At 56.8% G+C, this 22,214-nt stretch carries 22 protein-coding genes and 1 tRNA gene; 11 read left to right on the top strand and 12 right to left on the bottom strand.

The genetic code is table 11. From position 1 onward, the window contains the following. Positions 1–161: 161 nt before the first annotated feature. From B9P63_RS10705 to B9P63_RS10690, 4 genes are all read left to right on the top strand, one after another. A complete protein-coding gene (locus tag B9P63_RS10705) occupies positions 162–506 on the top strand; it encodes a hypothetical protein (RefSeq protein ID WP_139816251.1) in 345 nt (114 codons plus the stop codon). A gap of 119 nt (positions 507–625) precedes the next feature. Next, positions 626–1,396, top strand: a complete 771-nt coding sequence (locus tag B9P63_RS10700; RefSeq protein ID WP_425439746.1) for a lytic murein transglycosylase — start codon at positions 626–628, stop codon at positions 1,394–1,396. Between the two features lie 161 nt (positions 1,397–1,557). Continuing rightward, the gene (locus tag B9P63_RS10695) at positions 1,558–2,253 is read left to right on the top strand and encodes a hypothetical protein (protein ID WP_139816250.1); all 696 of its coding nucleotides are present in this window, start codon (positions 1,558–1,560) and stop codon (positions 2,251–2,253) included. A 161-nt stretch (positions 2,254–2,414) separates the two neighbouring features. Further along, positions 2,415–2,861: a glyoxalase superfamily protein gene (locus B9P63_RS10690; protein WP_085308603.1), complete on the top strand. Its 447-nt coding sequence runs from the start codon at positions 2,415–2,417 to the stop codon at positions 2,859–2,861. 11 nt (positions 2,862–2,872) lie between these two features. Here the strand turns inward: B9P63_RS10690 and B9P63_RS10685 are convergent. The 10 genes from B9P63_RS10685 to iscR form a co-directional block, all read right to left on the bottom strand. Continuing rightward, positions 2,873–2,949, bottom strand: a tRNA-Arg gene (locus B9P63_RS10685). 63 nt (positions 2,950–3,012) lie between these two features. After that, the gene (locus B9P63_RS10680; RefSeq protein ID WP_085308601.1) at positions 3,013–4,233 is read right to left on the bottom strand and encodes a cysteine desulfurase; all 1,221 of its coding nucleotides are present in this window, start codon (positions 4,231–4,233) and stop codon (positions 3,013–3,015) included. Next, positions 4,226–4,813 (bottom strand): Yip1 family protein, encoded by a 588-nt coding sequence (locus tag B9P63_RS10675; RefSeq protein ID WP_085308599.1) that lies wholly within the window; start codon positions 4,811–4,813, stop codon positions 4,226–4,228. Before B9P63_RS10675 ends, B9P63_RS10680 begins: the two co-directional genes overlap by 8 nt. Further along, positions 4,813–5,295, bottom strand: a complete 483-nt coding sequence (locus B9P63_RS10670; RefSeq protein WP_085308597.1) for a YIP1 family protein — start codon at positions 5,293–5,295, stop codon at positions 4,813–4,815. Before B9P63_RS10670 ends, B9P63_RS10675 begins: the two co-directional genes overlap by 1 nt. Then, positions 5,295–6,575 carry a Fe-S cluster assembly protein SufD gene (gene sufD / locus B9P63_RS10665; protein ID WP_085308595.1) on the bottom strand — a complete coding sequence of 427 codons (1,281 nt, stop codon included), beginning with the start codon at positions 6,573–6,575 and terminating at the stop codon, positions 5,295–5,297. The genes B9P63_RS10670 and sufD overlap by 1 nt, the downstream gene beginning before the upstream one ends. After that, a complete protein-coding gene (sufC, locus tag B9P63_RS10660) occupies positions 6,576–7,331 on the bottom strand; it encodes a Fe-S cluster assembly ATPase SufC (protein ID WP_085309194.1) in 756 nt (251 codons plus the stop codon). It abuts the gene before it with no gap. Positions 7,332–7,364: 33 nt separating this feature from the next. Further along, entirely contained in the window at positions 7,365–7,964 is a 600-nt protein-coding gene (locus B9P63_RS10655) for a hypothetical protein (protein WP_245830636.1), read from the bottom strand. A gap of 47 nt (positions 7,965–8,011) precedes the next feature. Further along, the gene (gene sufB, locus B9P63_RS10650) at positions 8,012–9,547 is read right to left on the bottom strand and encodes a Fe-S cluster assembly protein SufB (protein WP_085308593.1); all 1,536 of its coding nucleotides are present in this window, start codon (positions 9,545–9,547) and stop codon (positions 8,012–8,014) included. 20 nt (positions 9,548–9,567) lie between these two features. Then, positions 9,568–10,614: a cysteine desulfurase family protein gene (locus tag B9P63_RS10645; protein ID WP_085308592.1), complete on the bottom strand. Its 1,047-nt coding sequence runs from the start codon at positions 10,612–10,614 to the stop codon at positions 9,568–9,570. Beyond that, a complete protein-coding gene (gene iscR / locus B9P63_RS10640; RefSeq protein WP_085308590.1) occupies positions 10,614–11,072 on the bottom strand; it encodes a Fe-S cluster assembly transcriptional regulator IscR in 459 nt (152 codons plus the stop codon). The genes B9P63_RS10645 and iscR overlap by 1 nt, the downstream gene beginning before the upstream one ends. Before the next feature lie 190 nt (positions 11,073–11,262). Here iscR and B9P63_RS10635 point away from each other — a divergent pair, with 190 nt between their 5' ends. Genes B9P63_RS10635 through B9P63_RS10625 form a run of 3 tightly spaced genes read left to right on the top strand, consistent with a single transcriptional unit; the run spans position 11,263 to position 12,762 of the window. Further along, entirely contained in the window at positions 11,263–11,919 is a 657-nt protein-coding gene (locus tag B9P63_RS10635; RefSeq protein WP_085308588.1) for an alpha/beta hydrolase, read from the top strand. Positions 11,920–11,932: 13 nt separating this feature from the next. After that, a complete protein-coding gene (locus B9P63_RS10630; protein ID WP_085308586.1) occupies positions 11,933–12,187 on the top strand; it encodes a hypothetical protein in 255 nt (84 codons plus the stop codon). After that, a complete protein-coding gene (locus B9P63_RS10625; protein ID WP_085308584.1) occupies positions 12,184–12,762 on the top strand; it encodes an HD domain-containing protein in 579 nt (192 codons plus the stop codon). The genes B9P63_RS10630 and B9P63_RS10625 overlap by 4 nt, the downstream gene beginning before the upstream one ends. Before the next feature lie 110 nt (positions 12,763–12,872). Here B9P63_RS10625 and mfd read toward each other — a convergent pair whose 3' ends face one another. Next, complete coding sequence (gene mfd / locus B9P63_RS10620) at positions 12,873–16,325, bottom strand: transcription-repair coupling factor (RefSeq protein WP_085309190.1); 3,453 nt, start codon at positions 16,323–16,325, stop codon at positions 12,873–12,875. Between the two features lie 30 nt (positions 16,326–16,355). Continuing rightward, the gene (locus tag B9P63_RS10615) at positions 16,356–16,883 is read right to left on the bottom strand and encodes a component of SufBCD complex (protein ID WP_176219146.1); all 528 of its coding nucleotides are present in this window, start codon (positions 16,881–16,883) and stop codon (positions 16,356–16,358) included. A gap of 131 nt (positions 16,884–17,014) precedes the next feature. Here B9P63_RS10615 and hemB point away from each other — a divergent pair, with 131 nt between their 5' ends. The 4 genes from hemB to B9P63_RS19215 all read left to right on the top strand — a co-directional run bounded on the left by hemB (position 17,015) and on the right by B9P63_RS19215 (position 21,773). Beyond that, a complete protein-coding gene (gene hemB, locus B9P63_RS10610; protein ID WP_085308582.1) occupies positions 17,015–18,016 on the top strand; it encodes a porphobilinogen synthase in 1,002 nt (333 codons plus the stop codon). Positions 18,017–18,139: 123 nt separating this feature from the next. Beyond that, the gene (locus B9P63_RS10605; RefSeq protein WP_085308580.1) at positions 18,140–18,703 is read left to right on the top strand and encodes a lipid-binding SYLF domain-containing protein; all 564 of its coding nucleotides are present in this window, start codon (positions 18,140–18,142) and stop codon (positions 18,701–18,703) included. Between the two features lie 130 nt (positions 18,704–18,833). Continuing rightward, positions 18,834–21,587, top strand: a complete 2,754-nt coding sequence (gene gyrA / locus B9P63_RS10600) for a DNA gyrase subunit A (RefSeq protein ID WP_085308578.1) — start codon at positions 18,834–18,836, stop codon at positions 21,585–21,587. Between the two features lie 9 nt (positions 21,588–21,596). Then, complete coding sequence (locus B9P63_RS19215) at positions 21,597–21,773, top strand: hypothetical protein (protein WP_176219145.1); 177 nt, start codon at positions 21,597–21,599, stop codon at positions 21,771–21,773. Positions 21,774–22,214 lie beyond the last annotated feature (441 nt).

Raw genomic sequence — 22,214 nt, 5'->3', positions numbered from 1 at the left:
CCTTTTTTTATGCCAAACAGGCGCGTGAACATGATTAACGATTTGGGCAAGCTTGCCACAATCGATTGGTTTTGGGCACACAAATTCCATTATGGAAACAACAAAGATACGTAATTCAATGCAACTTTAACCACACGAATAATTTTTAACGAGTATTTATTATGACATATACACCTCAAATGGGCTCCCTTTCGGGCCGCAATGCCGCCTACAGGATTGAGCAGAAGGACGTACAAAAGGTCCTTAACGCTCTGGTTGCCAAACAAAGCGGCGGTTTTATCACTGATGGCACGGCTAACGCGCTTCCCGGCGCTGTGCGTAAAAACTCTTTCGAGGGTTGGCAGCGCGGACAACTGGATTTTGCTCGTCGCCTTGCCAAAATTGCCATGAAACATGCTGCGCGCCACAAGCACAAATTCTGCTGGAAACATCACTCCATCAGCCTTCTACGCCGTCTCGCCCTTGTTGTGATGGTGGCAAGCATTCTTGCGGCGCAATACATCTAGGCCGGCCAAGAAACGCCTTTTACATTGCTCCCAAACCACTGAGCGGTATCATTAAGCCAGTTTTTAGATTGGTTTGGGAGATTTTAATGAAACGCATCATCACAGCCGTAGCCTTTTTCATGGCCACCCTCACAGCCGCCGGCAGCGCTCATGCCGCCCCGTGTGGTAACACTTCGGCAGGTTTCAACGCATGGAAAGCCGCTTTCGCCGCCGAGGCGCAGCGCGCAGGTGTCGGGCAACGCGGGCTTCAGGCCTTGGCAAACAGCCAATATGCCAGTGGCACGATCAAGGCCGATCGCAACCAGAAAAGTTTCAAATACTCTTTGCAGAAATTCATGCAAGTGCGCGGCGCGCCGACCATCGTAGCCCAAGGGCGCAAACGCAAAGCGCAGAACGCCACCTTTTTCAACGCGTTAGAGCGCCAATACGGCGTGCCCGCGGGCGTGATCATCGCAATTCACGGGATGGAAACCGGCTTTGGCCGCTTTATGGGCGACAGCCATATCGTCTCGGCGATCACCACTTTGGCCTTTGATTGCCGCCGCTCCGCGTTTTTCGTGCCTCACGCCATCGGTGCTCTGAAACTAGTTGATATGGGCGCAATTGATGGCAACACAAAGGGCGCGAAACATGGTGAACTCGGGCATACACAATTCCTGCCGGGCAATGCGCTGACCTATGGCATTGATGCCAATGGCGACGGGCGGGTGAATTTCTATTCCGAAGCGGACGCACTGGCCTCAACAGCAAATTTCCTCCGCCAAAAGGGCTGGCGCCCGGGCGCAGGCTATCAAGAAGGCCAGCCCAATTTCGCGGCGATCAAACAGTGGAATGCCGCAGGCGTTTACCAAAAAGCCATCGCAATCATGGCGGCGCAAATCGACGGCTAGCGCTGGGTTTGCAAAGCACCGACAGGTTTGGCGCTTTCACACAAACAGACATGCAACCCTAAGCGAGTAACATCTCAAAAGCGCAAGTGCGCCAAATTCTTGCCATCTTTATTAACCAAAACTTAAATCAACAGCGGGACACAACAAAGCGGGCAAATAAAATGCGATCATCAACAACGATAGCGGCCATCGTGCTCAAGAGCGGATCACATATGGCAATAGATGCGCTGGCAGACAAAGTGCTTTCGAGTAAAATTGCCAGATATTCCAGCTCAAAATCAGTGACTTGGGATTGCGATGATTTGGTATTCCTGGATTTCGCAGGCCTGCGCATCGCGCTGCACGAGCAGCCTGAACGCGGCGATCGCCCCGGTTGCATCTGCCTTGGTGTTGGTCCTGTGCCAGGGCAAAAATTGCCCAAGTTCCTCAATAGTGCGCATATTGCGCAGGCTTTGAGCGCGCAGTTTAACCAAGGTCATGATCCCGCTGCAGTGCTATGGCATGAAGATTCACGCGACCTTAGCCCCGACGTCATGGACGATTTCAATGAAGAAGTAGAGCACATGCTGGCGCATCTTCACAGGCAGATAGATAAGGTGTGCGCAGGCGCGCCCAGCCCCGAACCACGCGCTCGTTCAACAAGCAAATCAGCGCTGAGCGACGAAATCGCCATGCAAAAACTGCGTGCGCAGTTGCGCGCCAAAGGGTCGATCGGCAGCGCGATTAGCGCGCCGCTACATGCCTCCATCTACCTTATGGCCTTCACATTCTTTTTCACGATCCCCGCTCTCGGCTCGGCCCTGTTTTCCTACATCGCCCTACGCGACGGGATGGACAAGCCATCAAGCGAAGCGTAAGAGCGCCTCAGGGAGCGCTGCCTCCTGCCGTTCGCGGGGGCGACCCTTTGGTAAATGCAGTCACTTGAACCAGCCCGATTTTTGACTTTCGGTCACAGATAGGCGGCAATGCGAACACCCCCGACAGAGTGTGACCCATAGATCAAAATGGGACTGAACCAATGACACAACTTATAAACGGCACAAACCTGCCCTCCCTCGAAGCGCTCAAAACGCAGGCCAAACGACTGCGCGCCGCGATGAGCGAGCGCCAAACTCCGATCACGCAAAGCATGGCGCTGGAAACGATTGCGCGCCAATGGGGCTATCGCGACTGGAACACCTTGAGCGCGGCAGCAAAATCAAACGCGCCGCACGGCTGGCATGTGGACCAGCGTGTTTCGGGTCATTATCTAGGACATTTGTTCGACGGCACGCTCAAAGCCGTGCGCGCAGCAGGCGCCGGATATTGGTCTTTGACCGTAGTGTTCGACGAAGCTGTGGATGTGGTCGAGTTCGACAGCTTTAGCGCGTTTCGCAAGCAAGTAAATGTCACGCTAAACGGCGATGGGGTGACGCAGGCAAAAACATCAAATGGCACGCCTCATATGGAACTTCGCGCAGCGTAGTGGAGAGAATTTGGTGCACCCAGATGGATTCGAACCATCGACCTCTGCCTTCGGAGGGCAGCGCTCTATCCAGCTGAGCTATGGGTGCCTACAGGGGCGGTATAACTTTGCCGCCCCTGCCCCGCAACGGCAAAGTCTTGTTGAAAAACTTTTAGCCGAACAGATCATGCGCCAACTCCAGCGCATCGATCAGCGCATCGACATCAGCCCGCGTGTTATACATTGCAAAGGAGGCACGGCAGGTCGCACTCTCATCAAGAAATTCCATAAGAGGCCCAGCACAGTGCTGGCCAGCGCGCACGGCCACACCCTTTTTATCAAGAATGGTCGAGATATCATGCGCATGGGCCGCGCCCTCCATCGTAAAGGAGAAAATCGCGCCTTTGGTCGCCGAATTACCCTGCACCGTGATCCAGTTCAGCCCGCTTAGACGCTCGTTCGCGTAATCACGCAGATCCTTTTCATGGGCGGCGATATTCTCAAGGCCAATCCCCATCATATACTCGAGCGCTACGCCAAGGCCGATCATCTGCACGATGCCGGGCGTGCCCGCTTCGAACATCATTGGCGGATCATTATAGCTGACCGCATCCTTGGTCACTTCGCGGATCATATCACCGCCGCCAATAAAGGGGCGCATCTCGGCCATGCGTTCGCGCTTCATGAAGATCGCGCCGGACCCTGACGGCCCATAGAGCTTGTGCCCCGTGATCGCATAGAAATCGCAGCCGATATCATCGACATTGACCGGCATATGCACTGCCGCCTGACTGCCATCGACCAACACCGCGATGCCGCGCGCATGGGCCGCTTCTGTGATTGTTTTGACGTCCACCACAGTGCCAAGCACGTTGGACATATGGGTCACAGCCACCAATTTGGTGCGCGGCCCCATCGCGGCAATCACCGCTGCCGGATCAAGATCGCCAGTAGCGTCCACATCGACCCATTTGATCACAACACCCATGCGCTCGCGCAGGAAATGCCAGGGCACGATGTTGGCATGATGCTCCATCACCGATAGGATGATTTCGTCTCCCTCGCTCAGATTGGGCATGGCCCAGCCATAGGCAACGGTATTGATCCCCTCGGTCGTGCCGGAATTGAACACGATCTGTTCTTCGTCCGCCACGTTCAGAAACTTGGCGATCACACCGCGCACGCCCTCATATTTGTCCGTCGCGAGGTTGCTCAGAAAATGCAGACCGCGGTGCACATTGGCATATTCCTCGGCGTAAGCGCGACTGATCGCATCGATCACCACCTGCGGCTTTTGCGCCGATGCGCCGCTGTCCAGATAAACCAGCGGTTTGCCGTTCACCTGGCGCGACAGGATCGGAAAATCGGCGCGGATCGCATCTACATCAAACATTAGGTATTAGTCCCATATTCTGAATGCCCAACATGGACAGGATGATCGCAAGACCAATCATGATCGCCAGACCCGACAGCATAAGCGCGCCGAAGGCAACGAACAGACTGTTGAATTCATGGGCCACATCCACGAATTGCAACAAAAGCCAGATACCGTAAAGCGACGCCGACAGCACAAGAACCGCGACAAGACCGGGCATGATCGGCATCAAAACAAAGCTGACGATCTGCACTGCAAAACGCAGAAATTGCAGCCAGACCAGCAAAGTCATGATCCCCTCAAGCGTCGCCTTGCCGCCAAGCGCGCGTCCGGCGTAGGTGGTTGCAAAGATACTTAGAACCAAACCGCCGCCAATCAACATCGCAAAGATCAATGGCGACGCGAATAGCATTGGCAAGGGCCCCGCAGGCGGCGAAAGCACCAAAGAAACATTATATATCAACGCGTTAAGCACAACCGCCAACGCAAGCGCAAGCCAGAGAACGGGGCGCGAAATGCGCATGTCCAGCAGTTCTTGCGCAACCGCGCGCGTGTCCGTCAACGTGCGCATCGCAAGGGTAACAAAGGCGTTCAGCATCACACGGACCTTTCCGCTTCGATCAGGCAAGAGAGCCAGAACCAGATAAATATCGCAAACCACAAAAAGCCAACTACTTGCAAGCCCGTACCGGGACCGATGAAGCCGCCGATCATGCCATGCAGTAACATCAGCGGGCTTGCCGCAAGCATGGACCAGAACAGTGCAAGGCGCGCGCCATACCAATCGCCCTTACCGCGCAGCGCGAGCGCGATGATATGGCTTAATGCGGCAAGCGCATAAAGCAGCAAAGGCGCAATAAACAGCCACGCCATGAGTGCGCCGCCCAGCAAGCTATCAAGCGCCTGCCCCGTCAAATGCGCTTTGCGCGCCAATGCGGGCCATTGCGAAATAAAAGCGACGGCGCAGGCCGACATCACAAGGATCAATGCGCGATCTTCGCGTTGTCCCATACCAAGAAGCCGCGCAAATACCTTGCGCGGCCCCTTGTACGTGGCAATCATGTCAGAGGTGACGGGCATCAGCTACGGCGGCGCGACAACCATGCGGCCAAGCGCTCGGTAATCTCTTCAGCCAGGGCCTCATCCTCGATCTCCTCGACGGCTTCGGCAAGGAAGGACAGGGTCAGAAGATCCGTCGCAGGCCCTTTTGGAACCCCGCGCGAGCGCAAGTAGAACAGCGCCTCTTCATCAATCGCCCCCGAGGTCGAGCCATGCGAGCAAGCCACGTCATCGGCGTAGATTTCCAGCTCCGGCTTGGCAAGGAACTGGCTGTCCTCATCCAGCAAAAGCGACTGGCTGATCTGATAGCCATCGGTCTTTTGTGCGCCCGGCTTGACCAGAATTTTGCCTTGGAACACGCCCGTCGCGCCGTTGCGCAGCACCTTCTTGAACACCTGACGGCTTTCGCAGTTCACCGCATCATGGGTGATGAAAATCGTGTCGTCGTGGTGAAAATCTCCATCACCAAGCGCGGCGCCGGCAACCGTTGCGTGGGCGTCATCACCCGTCAGCTCGATCACGCACTCATTGCGCGTCATCACACCATTCGCCGTGAGCGTGAAGCTCTTGAACACCGATTCCGTGCCAAGGCGGGCAAACATATGCGTTGCCGCACGGCGCTCGTGATCGCGACCCTGCGTGCGCACATGATGGAATTTGGCGCCATCCGCGATGTCGACTTCCATGCACTTGTTAAAGCGCGCGGCGGCTGGGCCGTTTTCCAATACAGTCACTTCCGCGCCAGCATCGACCTTTACAACGTGGTGCAAGATCGCATCGGAACTCGTTGAAACATGACGATAAATCAGGCTGATCGGCTTGCTTGGTTTACCCGTCACATGGATCAAAACGCCATCGGTGGCATAGGCCGTGTTTAGCGCGGCAAGCGCGCGTTCCACCGGATCTTGACCCGCTGTTTCCAGCACGCCGTAAAGCCCTTGCGCCCAATGGATATCAGCGCTTGTGTCGGCAAGACGCTCGATGCTCACGCCCTCGAGCGCGAAATCATCAGAGGCAGCAGCGTCAAATACACCGTCGATAAACACGATCTTGAGACGATCCATACCGCTGAACACGGGCTTTTCATCCGTTTCCAAAACAGCAGCCTCAGGCGCTTTTGCCTGAACCAGCGTGTCAGGGCGCGTGTACTTCCAGTATTCATCGCGGCGCGATGGCAGGCCCATGGCTTGCAAGCGCGCCAAAGCGTCGGCGCGCGCAGCCCCGGACCAGCCCCCCTGCGGCATTTCGAGCGCAGCGAGACGCTCGCTCGTTGCATCAATTTTTATTTGTGCCAAAGCCATTTACGCCACCTCTGCCAGAATGTCAGCGTAACCGTTCTGCTCGACTTCAAGCGCCAGCTCGGGGCCGCCCGTTTTCACGATGCGCCCGTCGGCCATGATGTGCACGTAATCGGGTTTGATGTGATCCAGAAGACGCTGGTAGTGCGTGATCACAAGGAAACCGCGACCCTCGTTGCGCAGCGCATTGACGCCATCTGCAACCAGCTTCATTGCATCCACATCAAGACCGGAATCCGTCTCGTCAAGGATGCACATCTTTGGCTCGAGCATGGCCATCTGCAAGATTTCATTGCGCTTTTTCTCGCCGCCGGAGAAACCGACATTGACAGGACGCTTAAGCATGTCTGCGTCGATCTTGAGATCCTTGGCGCGCGCGCGGATCACTTTGAGAAACTCGGTAGAGCTCATTTCCTCTTCGCCGCGCGCTTTGCGCTGCGAGTTCACCGCAGTGCGCAGGAACGTCATGTTACCCACGCCGGGGATTTCAACGGGGTACTGAAACGCTAGAAAAAGGCCAACCGCCGCGCGCTCTTCCGGGTCCATATCAAGGATATCTTCACCCAGCAGATCAGCGCTGCCCTCGGTCACAGTATAGCCGTCCTTGCCGGAGAGCACGTAAGAAAGCGTGGATTTGCCCGACCCGTTCGGACCCATGATCGCATGGACTTTCCCCGCCTCGACCGTCAGATTGACGCCTTTGAGGATCTGCTTGTCCTCCTCTTCAAGAGAAACGTGCAAGTTCTTGATATTCAGCATTTTTTGCATCCTCGTTAGTGTTTTTTTTCAGACCTAGTATGGGTCTTGAATGAGTGAAATGATCTCCAGCAGATGCTCTGCAGGGATCGGTGTAGGTGTGATTTCGAATTCGGCGAGCCGACCGACCAGACGCGGCGCACCTAGAATTTTTTCAATCGCGTGATAGCTGGATCGGCGGCTATAGTCGTCTACCAGCACGCGGGTGTCGCGTTTGCAGTGAAAGGCGGTGGCAAGCACACAGCCTGCGCGAAAGCGGCCATCCACCAGCACAACATCTGGATGAGGAATGTCCTCTAGAGACCAGATTTCCAAAGGATATTTGGCGTACTCTCTCCAGCTATCCTCATTAACAGGGCGCCCCCATGCTTTTGTTTTTCCGATATTGGCCCAGATGATATCCGGCGAGCTGGGGCACGGGTTTTGTTCAAACCAATTGTTAAGCGTATCCACCCAAAGCTGATCCGTCTCGATCGAAGTGATCGTCTTGCCCGCCATTTCAGCGGCCATGATCGTAGAGCCCCCCACACCATACTCCAAGATGACGCTGGCCTCGGCGTAGGCCGCGCACAAATGCGCGGCCTCAACGTCGGGCATCGTCAACTCGGGACGTGGTATGATGGTGGTTTGGATCATTCAGCAAACTCGGTTAAATTCAGGAGGCAAATCTTTCTAGAAGATTTTTACCCGACCGACCCTTCCAAACTGATCGCTACCAACTGCTGCGCTTCCATCGCGAATTCCATCGGCAGCGCTTGCAGCACTTCCTTGCAGAACCCGTTCACGACCAAGGCAACAGCATCCTCCTCGCCAATACCCCGCTGGCGGCAATAGAACAGCTGCTCATCGTCCACTTTGGAGGTTGTCGCCTCGTGCTCGACCCGCGCCGAATTATTCTTCACTTCGATATAGGGCACAGTATGCGCACCGCATTTATCGCCGATCAGAAGACTGTCACACTGGGTAAAGTTACGTGCATTTTTCGCCTTGGGGTGCATAGAAACCAATCCGCGATAGGTGTTCTGCGCGTGACCCGCAGAAATACCTTTGGACACGATCCGGCTCTTGGTGTTCTTACCAAGATGGATCATCTTCGTGCCTGTATCCGCCTGCTGATAGTTGTTGGCAATGGCGATAGAGTAAAACTCGCCTTGCGAGTCGTCCCCGCGCAGAATGCAGCTTGGGTATTTCCATGTCACGGCCGAACCGGTTTCAACCTGCGTCCACATCACCTTGGCACGATCGCCGCGGCAATCAGCGCGCTTGGTCACGAAGTTATAGATGCCACCCTTGCCGTTCTCATCGCCAGGATACCAGTTCTGCACAGTGGAATATTTCACCTCTGCATCCTCTTCGATGATGATCTCGACAACAGCCGCGTGCAGCTGGGATTCGTCGCGCATTGGCGCAGTACACCCCTCCAAGTAGCTGACATAGCTGCCTTTATCGGCGATGATCAATGTGCGCTCGAACTGGCCAGTATTCTCCGCGTTGATGCGGAAATACGTGGACAGCTCCATCGGGCAACGCACGCCCGGCGGAATGTAAACGAAAGAGCCATCAGAAAACACCGCCGAGTTCAGCGTGGCATAGTAGTTGTCAGATACCGGAACCACCGTGCCGAGATACTTCTTTACCAGATCTGGGTGATCTTTGATCGCCTCCGAGATAGAGCAGAAAATCACCCCCGCTTTTTTCAGCTCGTCCTGAAAGGTCGTGCCGATGGAGACAGAATCGAAAACCGCATCCACAGCCACTTTGCGCGGCGCGTTCACGTCAATTTCTTCCGCGCCCTCAACGCCCGCAAGGATCATCTGCTCTTTCAGTGGAATGCCTAATTTAGCGTAAGTTGCCAACAACTTGGGATCAACTTCTTCCAAGGACTTGGGCTTGATCGCCATGCTTTTCGGGCGCGCATAGTAATACTGGTCCTGAAAATCGATCTCGGGATAATCGACCATAGCCCAATCCGGCTCCGTCTTCGTCAACCAACGGCGGTACGCCTCAAGGCGCCAGTCCAGCATCCACTCGGGTTCTTCGTTTTTTTCGGAAATCAAACGCACGATGTCTTCGTTCAGACCCTTGGGCGCGTATTCCATTTCGATATCTGTAGACCAGCCGTACTTGTAAGCGCCGCCAACCTCGCGCACAGCATCAACTGTTTCCTGATCTACGCCGTCCTTGACGCCAGAGTCCGTGCTTGTGTCCAGTGCTACCATGTTGATCTCCAGTTCGTGTTCTACAGCGCGCGGCGCGCGCGAAATTTATCGTGCCCTGTCAGCCACGCATCCGCGAAGGCCAACACCTCTTGTTCAGTCGTCTCCGGCCCCAAAGAGACCCGGATGGCGCTAGATGCCGCAGCCTCATTGAGCCCCATCGCCATCAAAACTCCACTTGCTTTGACCTTGCCACTTGAACAGGCAGAGCCCGCCGAAATCGCAAAACCCGCCAGATCCATTTGCATCACTTGCGTCTCGCCCTTCCAACCGGGCGTGAGGATGCAGGATGTGTTTGGCAGGCGTTTCGTATCTTTCCCGACAAAAATAGTGTGCTTTGCGCGATCTGCAATAGCTGTTTCTAGAATGTTTCTAAGTTTCTCGATTTTATCCCAAACACCCGCCTCCAGATCGCGCTGCGCTGCCGCTGCCGCTGCGCCAAAACCTGCAATTCCGATGATGTTTTCCGTGCCAGAGCGGCGCCCCATTTCCTGGCCCCCGCCCTTTATCTGTGCCGTGACATCAAGGCCGCGCTTCAACACCAGCGCACCGATCCCCTTGGGGCCACCCAATTTATGCGCCGAAATCAACGCCATATCCGCGCCAGACCAGTTGAAAGCCACGGGTAGCTTGCCAAAACCTTGCGTCATATCCGACACGGCCAATCCATCTGGCAATACCTGAACAACGCCGGTTTCCGAATTGGCCAGCTGCACCGAGCTTTTGCGCGGATCATCCAGCATAACCACGCCGGCCGCATCAACCCCAAGCTCACCCGAGGTCCAACTCAGTACTGCATCATGCTCGACCCGCGCGCTTGCCAGATCGCGCCCCATGCACGCCAATCCGGCCGCTTCCGTCGCGCCAGAGGTGAACACGATATCCGCCCCCTCTGCGCCAAACGCTGCTGACACTTGTGCACGCGCCTTTTCCATGACGCCCTTCGCCGTGCGCCCCTCTGCATGCACAGAAGACGGATTGCCCACCGCGTCCATCGCCGCGATCATCGCGTCCCTGGCCTCGGCCCGTAGCGGCGCGGTCGCGTTATGATCCAAGTAAACCCGCGCCATTATTCGTCCACGATATCAAACAGGCTCGGAACCGCCGGACATGGCGCAAGCGCATTGTTTACAACGTCCGAAAGCCGCGTCTGGTGCAAGTAGACATAGACGTTCGCGCTCAGCCCCTCCCATAAACGGTTGGTCATCGACTGCGCACGGCTGCCAGAACTGCCGCCCGACGCGCCCGCTCCCTTGTGCATCGCATCCACAGTTTCATCCACCGCAGCAAGCACGTCGAGTACCCGAATATCGGACATGGCCTTAGCCAAACGATAGCCGCCGCCGGGGCCACGCACCGACATGACCAATTCCGCGCGGCGCAATTTCACGAACAACTGCTCCAGATAGGGCAGCGATATATCCTGGCGTTTGGAAATATCGCCCAAGGTCACCAGCGTATCGCCCGGTTGCAGCGCAATATCTGTAAGCGCGACCATCGCATAGCGCCCCTTTGTCGATAACTTCATCACCTGCCCCTAAATCACTGCACCCCGAGCCATTCAAAACACCTTAGTGCACTGATGAGATTGACCTTCGCGCAAGCAGCGCATATCTGCTTGTCGATGGTTGAGCCCCGCTCGACTTAGAATAGTTCTAAAGTGCCCTAGCGAATTCGTCAAGAATGGCAGCGGCGCTTTCGCGCAGGAGTTTACGCATATGCCCGAGGTTATTTTCCCAGGTCCCGAAGGTCGCCTAGAGGGCCGCTATCATCCGCAAAAGGAAAAGGACGCACCGATTGCAATCGTGCTGCATCCCCATCCGCAATTTGGCGGAACGATGAACAACAAGGTCGTCTACAACCTGCACTATGCGTTCTATAACATGGGCTTTACCGTTCTACGCTTTAACTTTCGCGGCGTTGGCCGCAGCCAGGGCGAATATGATCAAGGCATTGGCGAGCTCTCCGATGCCGCCTCCGCGCTCGACTACTTGCAATCGATGAACAACAACTCCAAACATTGCTGGGTCGCCGGTTTTTCCTTTGGCGCGTGGATCGGCATGCAGCTCTTGATGCGACGCCCTGAAATCACCGGTTTCATTTCGGTTAGCCCGCCCGCGAACCTTTATGATTTCTCCTTCCTCGCGCCCTGCCCCGCGTCTGGCCTCGTCATCAACGGCACTGCGGACCGCGTTGCGCCGCCTGCGGATACGGTCGGCCTCGTCAATAAATTGCACGAGCAAAAGGGCATCACGATCACGCACCAGGAACTTGAAGGCTCCGATCACTTCTTCAAGGAAGAGCAACATATGGACACGATGATCGGCAACGTCTCGACCTATGTGAAACGCCGCCTGACAGAGACGACACGCTAAAGGAGGCGTTGCCATGAGCGCGATTATCGACAAGCTGGCCGATGATCTGGCCCGTGACGCTATCGAAGCGGCGAACGCGCTTGGCGACGAAGAGCTGGTGGTCGATATAGGCAACTTGCTCGCCAGTTCCTCGACCACGGCCGAGGAAGCCTTCATGACCGCAGCACGTGTACGCATGGCGCTCGACCGGGGGCGCAAAATGCTCAACGAGCGGATCGACCGCGCTGCGGCGCGTCTGGACGCGGCCGCAGATACGTCGCCCGAATGAGCGCACGCCTCAATGCGCAAATGGCCTTCCTGAACGAGGCGGACAAGCTGAAATCAGTGATCCGCGCGACTACGCTCTGCGATGGATCGCGCCATGAAAACTCGGGCGAGCACAGTTGGCATATCGCGCTCTACGCGCTGATCTTGGGTGAACATGCGCCTGTGGGCGTTGATATCAATCGCGTGATAAAAATGCTTTTGCTGCACGATCTCGTGGAAATCGACGCAGGAGATGCGCCCATTTTTGGCGATCACGACATTGCCTTGATGGAAGCAGATGAAGCCAAGGCCGCAGATCGCATTTACGGTCTGCTCCCAACAGATCAATCGCGAGACCTGCGGGCGCTCTGGGAAGAGTTTGAAGCCGCAGCAACGCCGGACGCCATTTTCGCCAAATCCCTCGACCGCTTCCAACCGCCCAATCAGAACCTTATGTCAAACGGTGGCTCTTGGAGCGACTACAAGGTAAGCTTCGGGACGATCGAGGCCCGCGTCGGCTCCAAAATCGCGCGCGGTGCGCCGACGCTTTGGGACTGGCTCAAACCCAAGATCGAAGACTGGTTCGCCAGACGCTAAGCCTTAAACCCTTCTTCGGTCGAAAATACCTCGTAGGGGGTCTGGGGGAGCCGCGCTCCCCCAGCGGATCGGACAGGCAAAGCCGGTCCGACAAAACCGGTCCGAATTTGCTATACCGCCCTGCGTTTAATCGCACCAGCATGTTCGGCCAGATCACGCGCGATCGAAAACGCGCCTTTGATCTTATCCACATCCGTCCCCCAGTCACGCAGCACCACAATCTTGTTGTCGCGCACTTTTGCTTGGCCCTTCTGGCTCTGAATGAACGACACAAGCCCCTCGGGCGAAGCATATTTGTCGTTGTGAAACTGCACTGTGACGCCCTTTGGCCCGCCGTCCAGCTTGGAAATTCCCGCCTTCTTGCACATGGCCTTGATGCGCACGACCAACATCAGCGTGTTCACCTCTTTCGGCAATTTGCCGAAACGGTCGATCAGCTCGGCAGCAAACCCCTCCAGCTCCACTTTTGTCGTCAGCGATGACAAACGTCGATACAGCCCCAAACGCACATCCAGATCAGGCACGAAGGTCTCGGGAATAAGCACAGGCACGCCCAGATTAATCTGCGGTGCCCATTGATCGTCATTCACCGAAAGGCCATCCATCTCGCCAGAGCGGATCTTGGCAATCGCGTCCTCGAGCATGGACTGATAAAGTTCATAGCCCACATCGCGCATTTGTCCCGATTGCTCTTCGCCCAGCAAATTGCCCGCACCGCGAATGTCGAGGTCTTGCGAGGCAAGGGTGAAACCAGCCCCCAGCGTGTCCAATGACCCCAGAACCCGCAGGCGTTTCTCGGCCGTCGACGTTAGTTTCGCGCGCGGTTTCGTCGTCAAATACGCATAAGCGCGGGTCTTCGAGCGCCCCACACGTCCACGAATTTGATAGAGCTGCGCAAGGCCGAACATATCGGCGCGGTGCACCACCATCGTGTTCGCCGTGGGAATATCAAGGCCGGATTCAACAATCGTTGTCGCCAAAAGCACATCGTATTTGCCATCATAAAAGGCGTTCATGCGATCATCAAGCTCACCCGCCGCCATCTGGCCATGCGCGACCATGTATGTAAGCTCGGGCAATTGCTCTGTCAGGAACGCCTCGATCTCCGGCAGGTCCGAAATGCGCGGCACCACATAGAAAGACTGCCCCCCGCGATAATGCTCGCGTAAAAGCGCCTCGCGCAGGGTCACGGCGTCAAATTCACTGACATAAGTGCGAATGGCAAGGCGATCCACGGGGGGCGTGCCGATGATCGACAAATCACGCACGCCTGATAGGGACAATTGCAAGGTGCGCGGGATCGGCGTCGCCGTCAGCGTAAGCACATGAATATCAGTGCGCATCTGCTTCAAGCGCTCTTTATGCCCGACACCGAAATGCTGCTCTTCATCAATGATCAGCAGACCAAGGTTGTTGAACTTGGTGTTTTTGGCCAGAAGCGCATGGGTGCCCACCACAATATCCACCGCACCGGAGGCCATGTCCTTGCGGGTTGCCTCGGCGTCTTTGCTTGAGACAAACCGCGACAAGGGGCGCACTTCGATAGGAAAGCCGCGAAAACGCTCGGCGAAACTCTTGTAGTGCTGACGCGCCAGCAAGGTTGTGGGCGCGATGATCGCAACCTGCACACCGGACATGGCCGCGATAAAGGCGGCGCGCATGGCGACTTCGGTCTTACCGAACCCCACATCGCCGCAAATCAATCGATCCATCGGTTGACCCGATCCCATATCAGCCAGAACATCGCCAATCGCGCCAAGTTGGTCGTCGGTTTCCTGATACGGGAAGCGCGCGGAAAACGCGTCCCACATGCCCGGCGGCGGCTCCATTATGGGCGCACGGCGCAAAGCGCGCTCGGCGGCGACGCGGATCAGTTTGTCCGCCATCTCGCGAATACGCTCTTTTAGCTTGGCCTTTTTCGCCTGCCACGCGCCGCCACCAAGACGGTCCAAAAGACCCTCTTCATGGCCGTATTTGCTCAATAGTTCGATGTTCTCGACCGGCAGATAAAGCCGCGCGTTTTCTGCATAGTCGAGCAAAATGCACTCATGCGCCGCGCCCGCCGCCGTGATCACCTCAAGCCCCTGATAGCGCCCGATGCCGTGATCCACATGCACCACCAAATCACCGGGATTGAGGCTCTGTGTTTCGGTCAGAAAGTTCTCTGCCTTGCGGCGCTTCTTGGCGGAGCGGATCAGACGGTCTCCAAGCACATCCTGCTCGGAAATCACCGTCAGATCGGGCGTCTCAAAGCCATGCTCCAACGCCCAAACCGCCAGATGCAGCCCACGTTTGCCCACGCCTTTGGCATCGCGCACGGCGATTGTCTCGGCGAAACCTTCGTCCTCGATAAGCCCCGTGAGGCGCTCGCGCGCACCCTCGGAGTAGGAGGCGATAACCACGGGGCCAGTGTCGAGCTTTGCTTTGATGTGCGCGGCTAACGCACCGAAAAGGCTGATGCTTTCCTGTTGACGCTCTGGCGCAAAATTACGCCCGATGCGTCCCGAAGCATCGGTAACGCCAAGCCCGACCGCTTGCGCCAGCGCGCTGAATTTCACTACGCGATGCGCGGCAACCGCTTTGTCCCATGCCGCCTCGTCCAGATACAACAGCCCCGCAGGAGCTGGCTTGTAAACCGAATCCATCCGCTTTTTGGCATTCATCGCAATCTTACGCGTCTCGTATTGATCCGCGACGCTTTCCCAGCGGGCTATGCGCGCGGCGGTAAGTTGGTCGTCGCAGGTGATTGTCGCGTTTGGCAAGTAGTCGAACAAGGTCTCAAGCCGCTCGTGAAAAAACGGCATCCAATGCTCGACGCCTTGGTGTTTGCGCCCCGCGCTCACCGCTTCATATAAAGGATCATCCGTGCCAGCCGCGCCAAATTCGATGCGGTAATTCTGACGAAACCGCGTAATCGCCGCCTCGTCCAGAATGACCTCGGACACTGGCGCAAGTTCGATCACATCCAGCTTTTCTGTCGTGCGCTGCGTTGCCGGATCAAACCGGCGCGCGCCGTCCAGTACATCGCCAAACAGATCAAGGCGGATCGGTCCCTGCTCGCCCGGCGGAAAAATGTCGATGATACCGCCGCGCACCGCGTAATCACCCGGCTCCATCACCGTGGGGCTTTGCACAAAACCCATGCGCACTAGGAAGTTACGCAGCGCTTTTTCATCGACGCGCCCGCCGACGCTCGCGCTGAACGCCGCCTCGCGCAGGACCGCGCGCGCAGGCACACGCTGCGTCGCAGCGCCAAGGGTCGTGAGCAAAATGAAACGCTTCGGCATCTCGTGTACAAGCGCCGCCAACGTCGCCATGCGCGTCGCCGAAATATCCGCGTTCGGGGAAACCCGATCATAGGGCAGGCAATCCCAGCCCGGAAAGACCACGACAGGCATATCGGGGGCGAAAAAGCGCAAAGCGTCCTGCATCGCCGCCATGCGTTTGTCGTCGCGCGCAACATGCAGCACGGGCGCACCGCTGCGCTCCACTTCGCGCAGGATCAATTGCGCATCAAAGCCCTCGGGCGCACCGGAAACGGTGATATTGGATGTGTCAGTCATAACGCGCATATGGTCCTTGCGGCGAATACGTCAAATGCCCAGAGGACCAAGCGCCAGATTGGTGTACATGCCCCACATGGCCGTGACGAATATCGACACCATGCCAATAAGTTGCACGGTGATCCTGTGGCGGAACAAACGCTTGTACAGCGCGTCCCCCGAGGCAGATTCGATCTGGATCAACCGCGCGGTATTGAGGCTGAGAAGCCCCACAACCGTCATCGGCGCAAGCAACAAAAATAGCGCCTGCGCAAATTCCACCCAGTAGATAAAACCAAGCAGACCAAGACCTGTGAGCATGAAACAGGTAATTCCCGCCAGCCAAAGACCCGACATGCGCCCGATATAGAGCAGCCGGTTGACGTTGATGCGCACCAGATCTTCCATGTCGTTCACCGCTTCGCCGCCAGAGCGGCGCGCGCGCAGCACAAGATCATACGGCACCCCGAGAACATAGTGCGAGGCGCTCGACCACATCACAGCAAGCGCGATCCAGAACCACAGGTTCGAGAACGAGCGCATGTCGATCAGTTCAAAAAGGGCGTCGGTCAGATCCAAGCTCGGCTCACGATTACAGCTCTAGAGTTATCGCGGGTTCTATAACTGGCCTTGGTAGCAATTCCCAGCCTTGTTCTGAGCCGCTGTGCATGGCAGGTCTGGAGCGAGACAAATAGACCATGAGGCCGCCCATGACCCGAACCGTCGCCCCCTTCCCCGCTGCCCGCTTTCGCCGCGCGCGCCGCACCCCTGCACTGCGCGCGCTGACGCAGGAGAACACGCTTAGCCCGGCCGATCTGATCTGGCCACTTTTCGTGCGCGATGGCAAAGGGGTCGAAGAGCCTGTGAGTTCTATGCCCGGCGTCATGCGCCGCTCCGTCGATAAGATCGTAGAGGCTGCGAAACAGGCGCATAGCCTTGGAATTCCAGCGGTTTGCCTGTTTCCCTATACCGACGAAAGCCTCAAAACCGAAGATTGTGCTGAGGCGTGGAACCCCGACAACCTGAGCAACCGCGCTACACGCGCGATAAAGGACGCTGTGCCCGATATTGCTGTGATGACGGACGTCGCGCTAGATCCTTATAATAGCAACGGACATGACGGTTTTGTCGAACATGGCGAGATCGTCAATGACCGCACCGTAGAGGCGCTGGTTAAAATGACCCTCGCGCAGGCCGAGTCCGGCGCAGATATCATCGGGCCGTCCGATATGATGGACGGGCGCATTGGCGCGATGCGCGGCGCGCTGGAAAGTGCGGGCCACCACAACGTGATGATCTTGAGTTACGCGGCTAAATACGCCTCAAGCTATTACGGCCCGTTTCGCGACGCGGTCGGAGCGTCCGGTGCCTTGCAGGGCGACAAGAAAACCTACCAGATGAACCCTGCCAATTCGGACGAAGCAATGCGCCTGATCCAGCGCGACCTGTCCGAGGGCGCGGATATGGTCATGGTGAAACCCGGCATGCCCTACCTTGATATTTGCGGGCGCGTCAAAACCGAATTCGGCGTGCCCACCTATGCCTATCAAGTGAGCGGCGAATACGCGATGATCGAGGCGGCGGCGCAGAACGGCTGGATCGACGGCGAGCGCGTGATGATGGAAAGCCTGATGTGCTTCAAACGCGCGGGCTGCGACGGGATATTGAGCTATTTCGCACCGCGCGTCGCACAAATTCTGGCAAATGGGTAACATTTTGCGCTGAACTCCGCTTGCGGCTAGCGCGCGTGGATGACTTCCATGCGCGCCTCGCATAAACTACGTTCACATCCAGCCATAAGAGTTGGGCAGTTGAGGCTATGAGCAGGTAACCCCATGACGAATTTCTCGCGCCGCGCATTTGCGCTTTCCGGACTGGCCGGTGCCTTTTTCCTTGGCGCTTGCGACAATCGACGCACCAATTCCAGCGTGGATCGCATCGAAGGCCGCGTCGATGCCACGCTGGCACAGATGTACGCCGAATTTCCTAGAACACGCGCAATCGCAGCCCGCTCTTCGGGCATGTTGGTCATGCCGCTCATTACTGAAGCGGGGTTTGGTTTTGGCGGCGGTTTCGGGCGCGGTGCACTTCGGATTGGCGGCAGCACGGTGGATTACTTTACCGCGACAAAAGCGAATTTCGGCATTCAGATCGGCGCAAATCAATACGCCCATGTGCTGTTCTTCATGACCGAAGATTCGTTGCGTGATTTCCGCGAGAGCGATGGCTGGGCCGCTGGCGCAGATGTGGACGCCACCTTCCTCGGGGACGGCGAATCTCTTAGCACGAATACCGCGACGGCGATGTCGCCCGTGGTGGGCATCGTTTTTGGTCAAGCCGGCATTCGCCTTGGCGCGACAATCGAGGGCACCAAGTATTCACGCATGTTCGAGAGCTAATCGCGCCCTGCGCCGCGTTTTTAGCGGCGCTTGCCATTGCACCCTACATAATGTTTCTGCTACATTCGAGCTAACAAAATATAGCGGCTCGCCCAAAGTGCGTGCGCGGTGATAAGGCAGGATAGTTCACGTGAACGACACCCCAGAAACCCCTGAAAACGAAGACGAAAATCAAGCTCCGGTATCGGCCTACACGGGCCCCTCCATCTCGATCACCCAAGAGATGAAGACCTCTTACCTTGATTATGCCATGTCGGTCATCGTCAGCCGTGCGATTCCCGACCTGCGCGATGGTCTGAAACCCGTCCACCGCCGCATCATGTATGCGATGCACGAAGCCGGAAATACCCACGACAAAAGCTACCGTAAATCAGCGCGCGCTGTTGGCGACGTCATGGGTAAATATCACCCCCATGGCGATAGCGCTATCTATGATGCTCTGGTGCGCATGGCGCAGGATTTCTCCATGTCGCTGCCCCTGCTTGACGGGCAAGGCAACTTTGGCTCCATGGACGGTGATAACGCAGCCGCCATGCGCTATACCGAAGTACGCATGGACAAGCCTGCCGCCTATCTGTTGTCCGATATTGACAAGGATACGGTGGATTTTCAGGACAATTACGATGGAAAAGATCGCGAACCGACAGTATTGCCGGCGCGCTATCCTAACATGCTGGTCAATGGCGCAGGCGGTATTGCCGTCGGCATGGCCACAAACATCCCGCCCCATAACCTTGGCGAAGTGGTCACGGCGACCCTTGCACTGATCGACAATCCCGACCTCACCAGTGAGGAATTGATTGAATATGTACCCGGTCCCGACTTCCCCACAGGGGCGATCATGCTGGGCCGCAGCGGTGCGCGCAAAGCCTATCTTGAGGGGCGCGGTTCTGTCGTGATCCGTGCCAAGACCCGCGTCGAGGAAATCCGCAAAGACCGCTATGCGATCATCGTCGATGAAATTCCCTATCAGGTGAACAAGGCGTCGATGATCGAAAAGATCGCAGAGCAAGTGCGCGAGAAAAAGATCGAAGGCGTCGCCCACGTGCAGGACGAAAGCGATCGAAACGGCGTGCGCGTCGTGGTCGAGCTGAAACGCGATGCCACGGCAGAGGTCGTGCTGAACCAGTTGTTCCGCTTCACGCCCATGCAGACCTACTTTGGCTGCAACATGCTGGCGTTGAACGGTGGTCGCCCCGAGACGCTCACGCTTTTGCGTTTCTTGAGCAGTTTCATAGACTTCCGAGAGGATGTTGTAGCGCGCCGCACCGCTTTCGAGCTGCGCAAAGCCCGCGAGCGCAGCCATATTCTCTGTGGCCTCGCGGTCGCGGTTACCAATGTGGACGAAGTGGTCGCCACCATCCGCTCCTCTGCGGACGCAGCCGAAGCGCGTCAAAAGCTGATGACACGCCGCTGGCCCGCGATGGAGATCGCCGAATACATCAATCTGATTGATGATCCGACCCACAAGATGAATGACGATGGCACCTATAACCTGTCCGAAACGCAAGCGCGCGCCATTCTTGATCTGCGTCTGCAACGCCTGACACAAATTGGCGTCAAGGAAGTAACGGATGAACTTAAAGAACTTGCCGCAAAGATCAGAGAATACTTGGAAATACTTGGATCGCGCGAACGGATCATGGAAATTATCCGCGACGAGTTGAAAGAAGTACGCGAGAAATTCGCCGTGCCGCGCCGCACCGAAATTGTCGACTGGTCCGGCGATATGGAAGACGAGGACCTGATCGAGCGCGAGGACATGGTCGTCACCATCACCTCGGGCGGCTACATCAAACGCACGCCCCTTGCAGATTTCCGCGCGCAGCGCCGTGGCGGCAAGGGTGTCGCTGGCATGCAGACCAAAGACGAGGACGTCATCACGACGCTCTTCGTGGCCAACACCCACACGCAGCTTTTGTTCTTCACCACCGACGGGATGAGCTACAAGCTCAAGACATGGCGCTTGCCGCTCGGCGGGCGCACCGCCAAGGGCAAGGCGATCATCAACATCCTGCCAATCCCAACGGGCGTTTCCATTGCAGCGATCATGCCGGTGGACCGCGACGAGGACGAGTGGGACGATCTACAGGTTGTCTTCGCCACCTCCGCAGGCACGGTGCGGCGCAACAAGCTGTCCGATTTCACCAACGTCATGCGCAACGGCAAGATCGCAATGAAATTCGAGGATGATCACGCCGAAACCACCTTGATCAACGCGCGCATCGCCAGCAATGACGATGATGTCATGCTGGTGACCAACTCCGGCCGCGCGATCCGGTTCCGTGCAACGGACGTGCGCGTCTTCAACTCGCGCGCATCTGTCGGTGTGCGCGGCATCCGTTTGCAGGGCGATGACAAGGTCGTGTCGATGTCGGTTATCCGCCACTTCGATGCCACCTCGGACGAGCGCGCAGCCTACCTCAAGATGCGCCGCGCCATGGCGGGCCTTGCCGATGATGCAGAGCTGCCCGAGGAAGAGGAAGGCGATGCCAACACACAGATATCGCAAGAACGCTATGCGGAAATGTCGGCGGTCGAGAACCTGATCCTGACCATCACGAGCGCAGGCGCGGGCAAGCTGTCCTCCTCGCACGACTACCCCCTGCGCGGTCGCGGCGGCATGGGCGTCACGGCGATGGACAAGGCGATGCGCGGTGGCGACGTCGTGGCCAGCTTCCCTGTAGAGCTGGACGATCAGATCATGCTCGCCACCTCCAAGGGCCAGTCGATCCGCGTGCCCGTCGAGGGGATTTCCTTCCGCTCACGCTCGGCTGGCGGTGTGAAAGTGTTCAATACCGGCAAGAACGAAAGCGTCGTGTCAGTCGCATGGATCGCGGATCAGGGCGATGATGTCGAGGACGCTGAAACCGAAGAGAGCTAGGGGATTGCGATGAAACAAGTTCCGAAATCGACCACGGAAGACGCCCTTATTCAGGAATTCCTGAATAAGGGTGGCGCTGTGAAAAAGGGCAAGACCAAGCCGATGAAACCCGAGCTTGGAATTTCCAAGAATGTTTGGGGTCAGACGCTGACCAAGGACGAAAAAGACGCGCGGGACAAGAAGTAGGTTTGCCGTTTTTACTCGGTTGATGAACCAATTCGAGCGCCGAGCATATCACCCCTTACCCGTTTTTTGGTGAATTAGAGGGAGATGACGTATCAGCGGTTATGCGTGAAATTGCCCCAGAAAATATACCATTCAACAAACGGTCCTTTTTGGCAGGCAGTAAACCTCAAAGCGGACGCTCGCTGCGGGGCGCATGGATGTCTGCTAAGCGGGACAAAGCGGGGTTTCGCTGTCTCTGCACTGATGACTGCTTCTTACTCGAATGGCTTCGGTGGAATGGCATCTTGGATCGGATTTGTTGTTCTCCGTCGTGCAGCTTTGTCGCGTCAACTATCGTATGTAGCCTGGTCTCGAAATAACGGCTGCCGCATCGGTTGATATGATCCTCCATTAACATAGCGGCATCAGTGGGAATTGGGCCGTGCGGGTTTCACTAATTCC

The sequence above is a fragment of the Planktotalea arctica genome, from assembly GCF_002105285.1.
In the GTDB taxonomy this organism is placed as follows: Bacteria; Pseudomonadota; Alphaproteobacteria; order Rhodobacterales; family Rhodobacteraceae; genus Planktotalea; species Planktotalea arctica.
The sequence above is the reverse complement of the archived record's forward strand: the minus strand, read 5'-3'. Positions and strand labels throughout refer to the sequence as shown.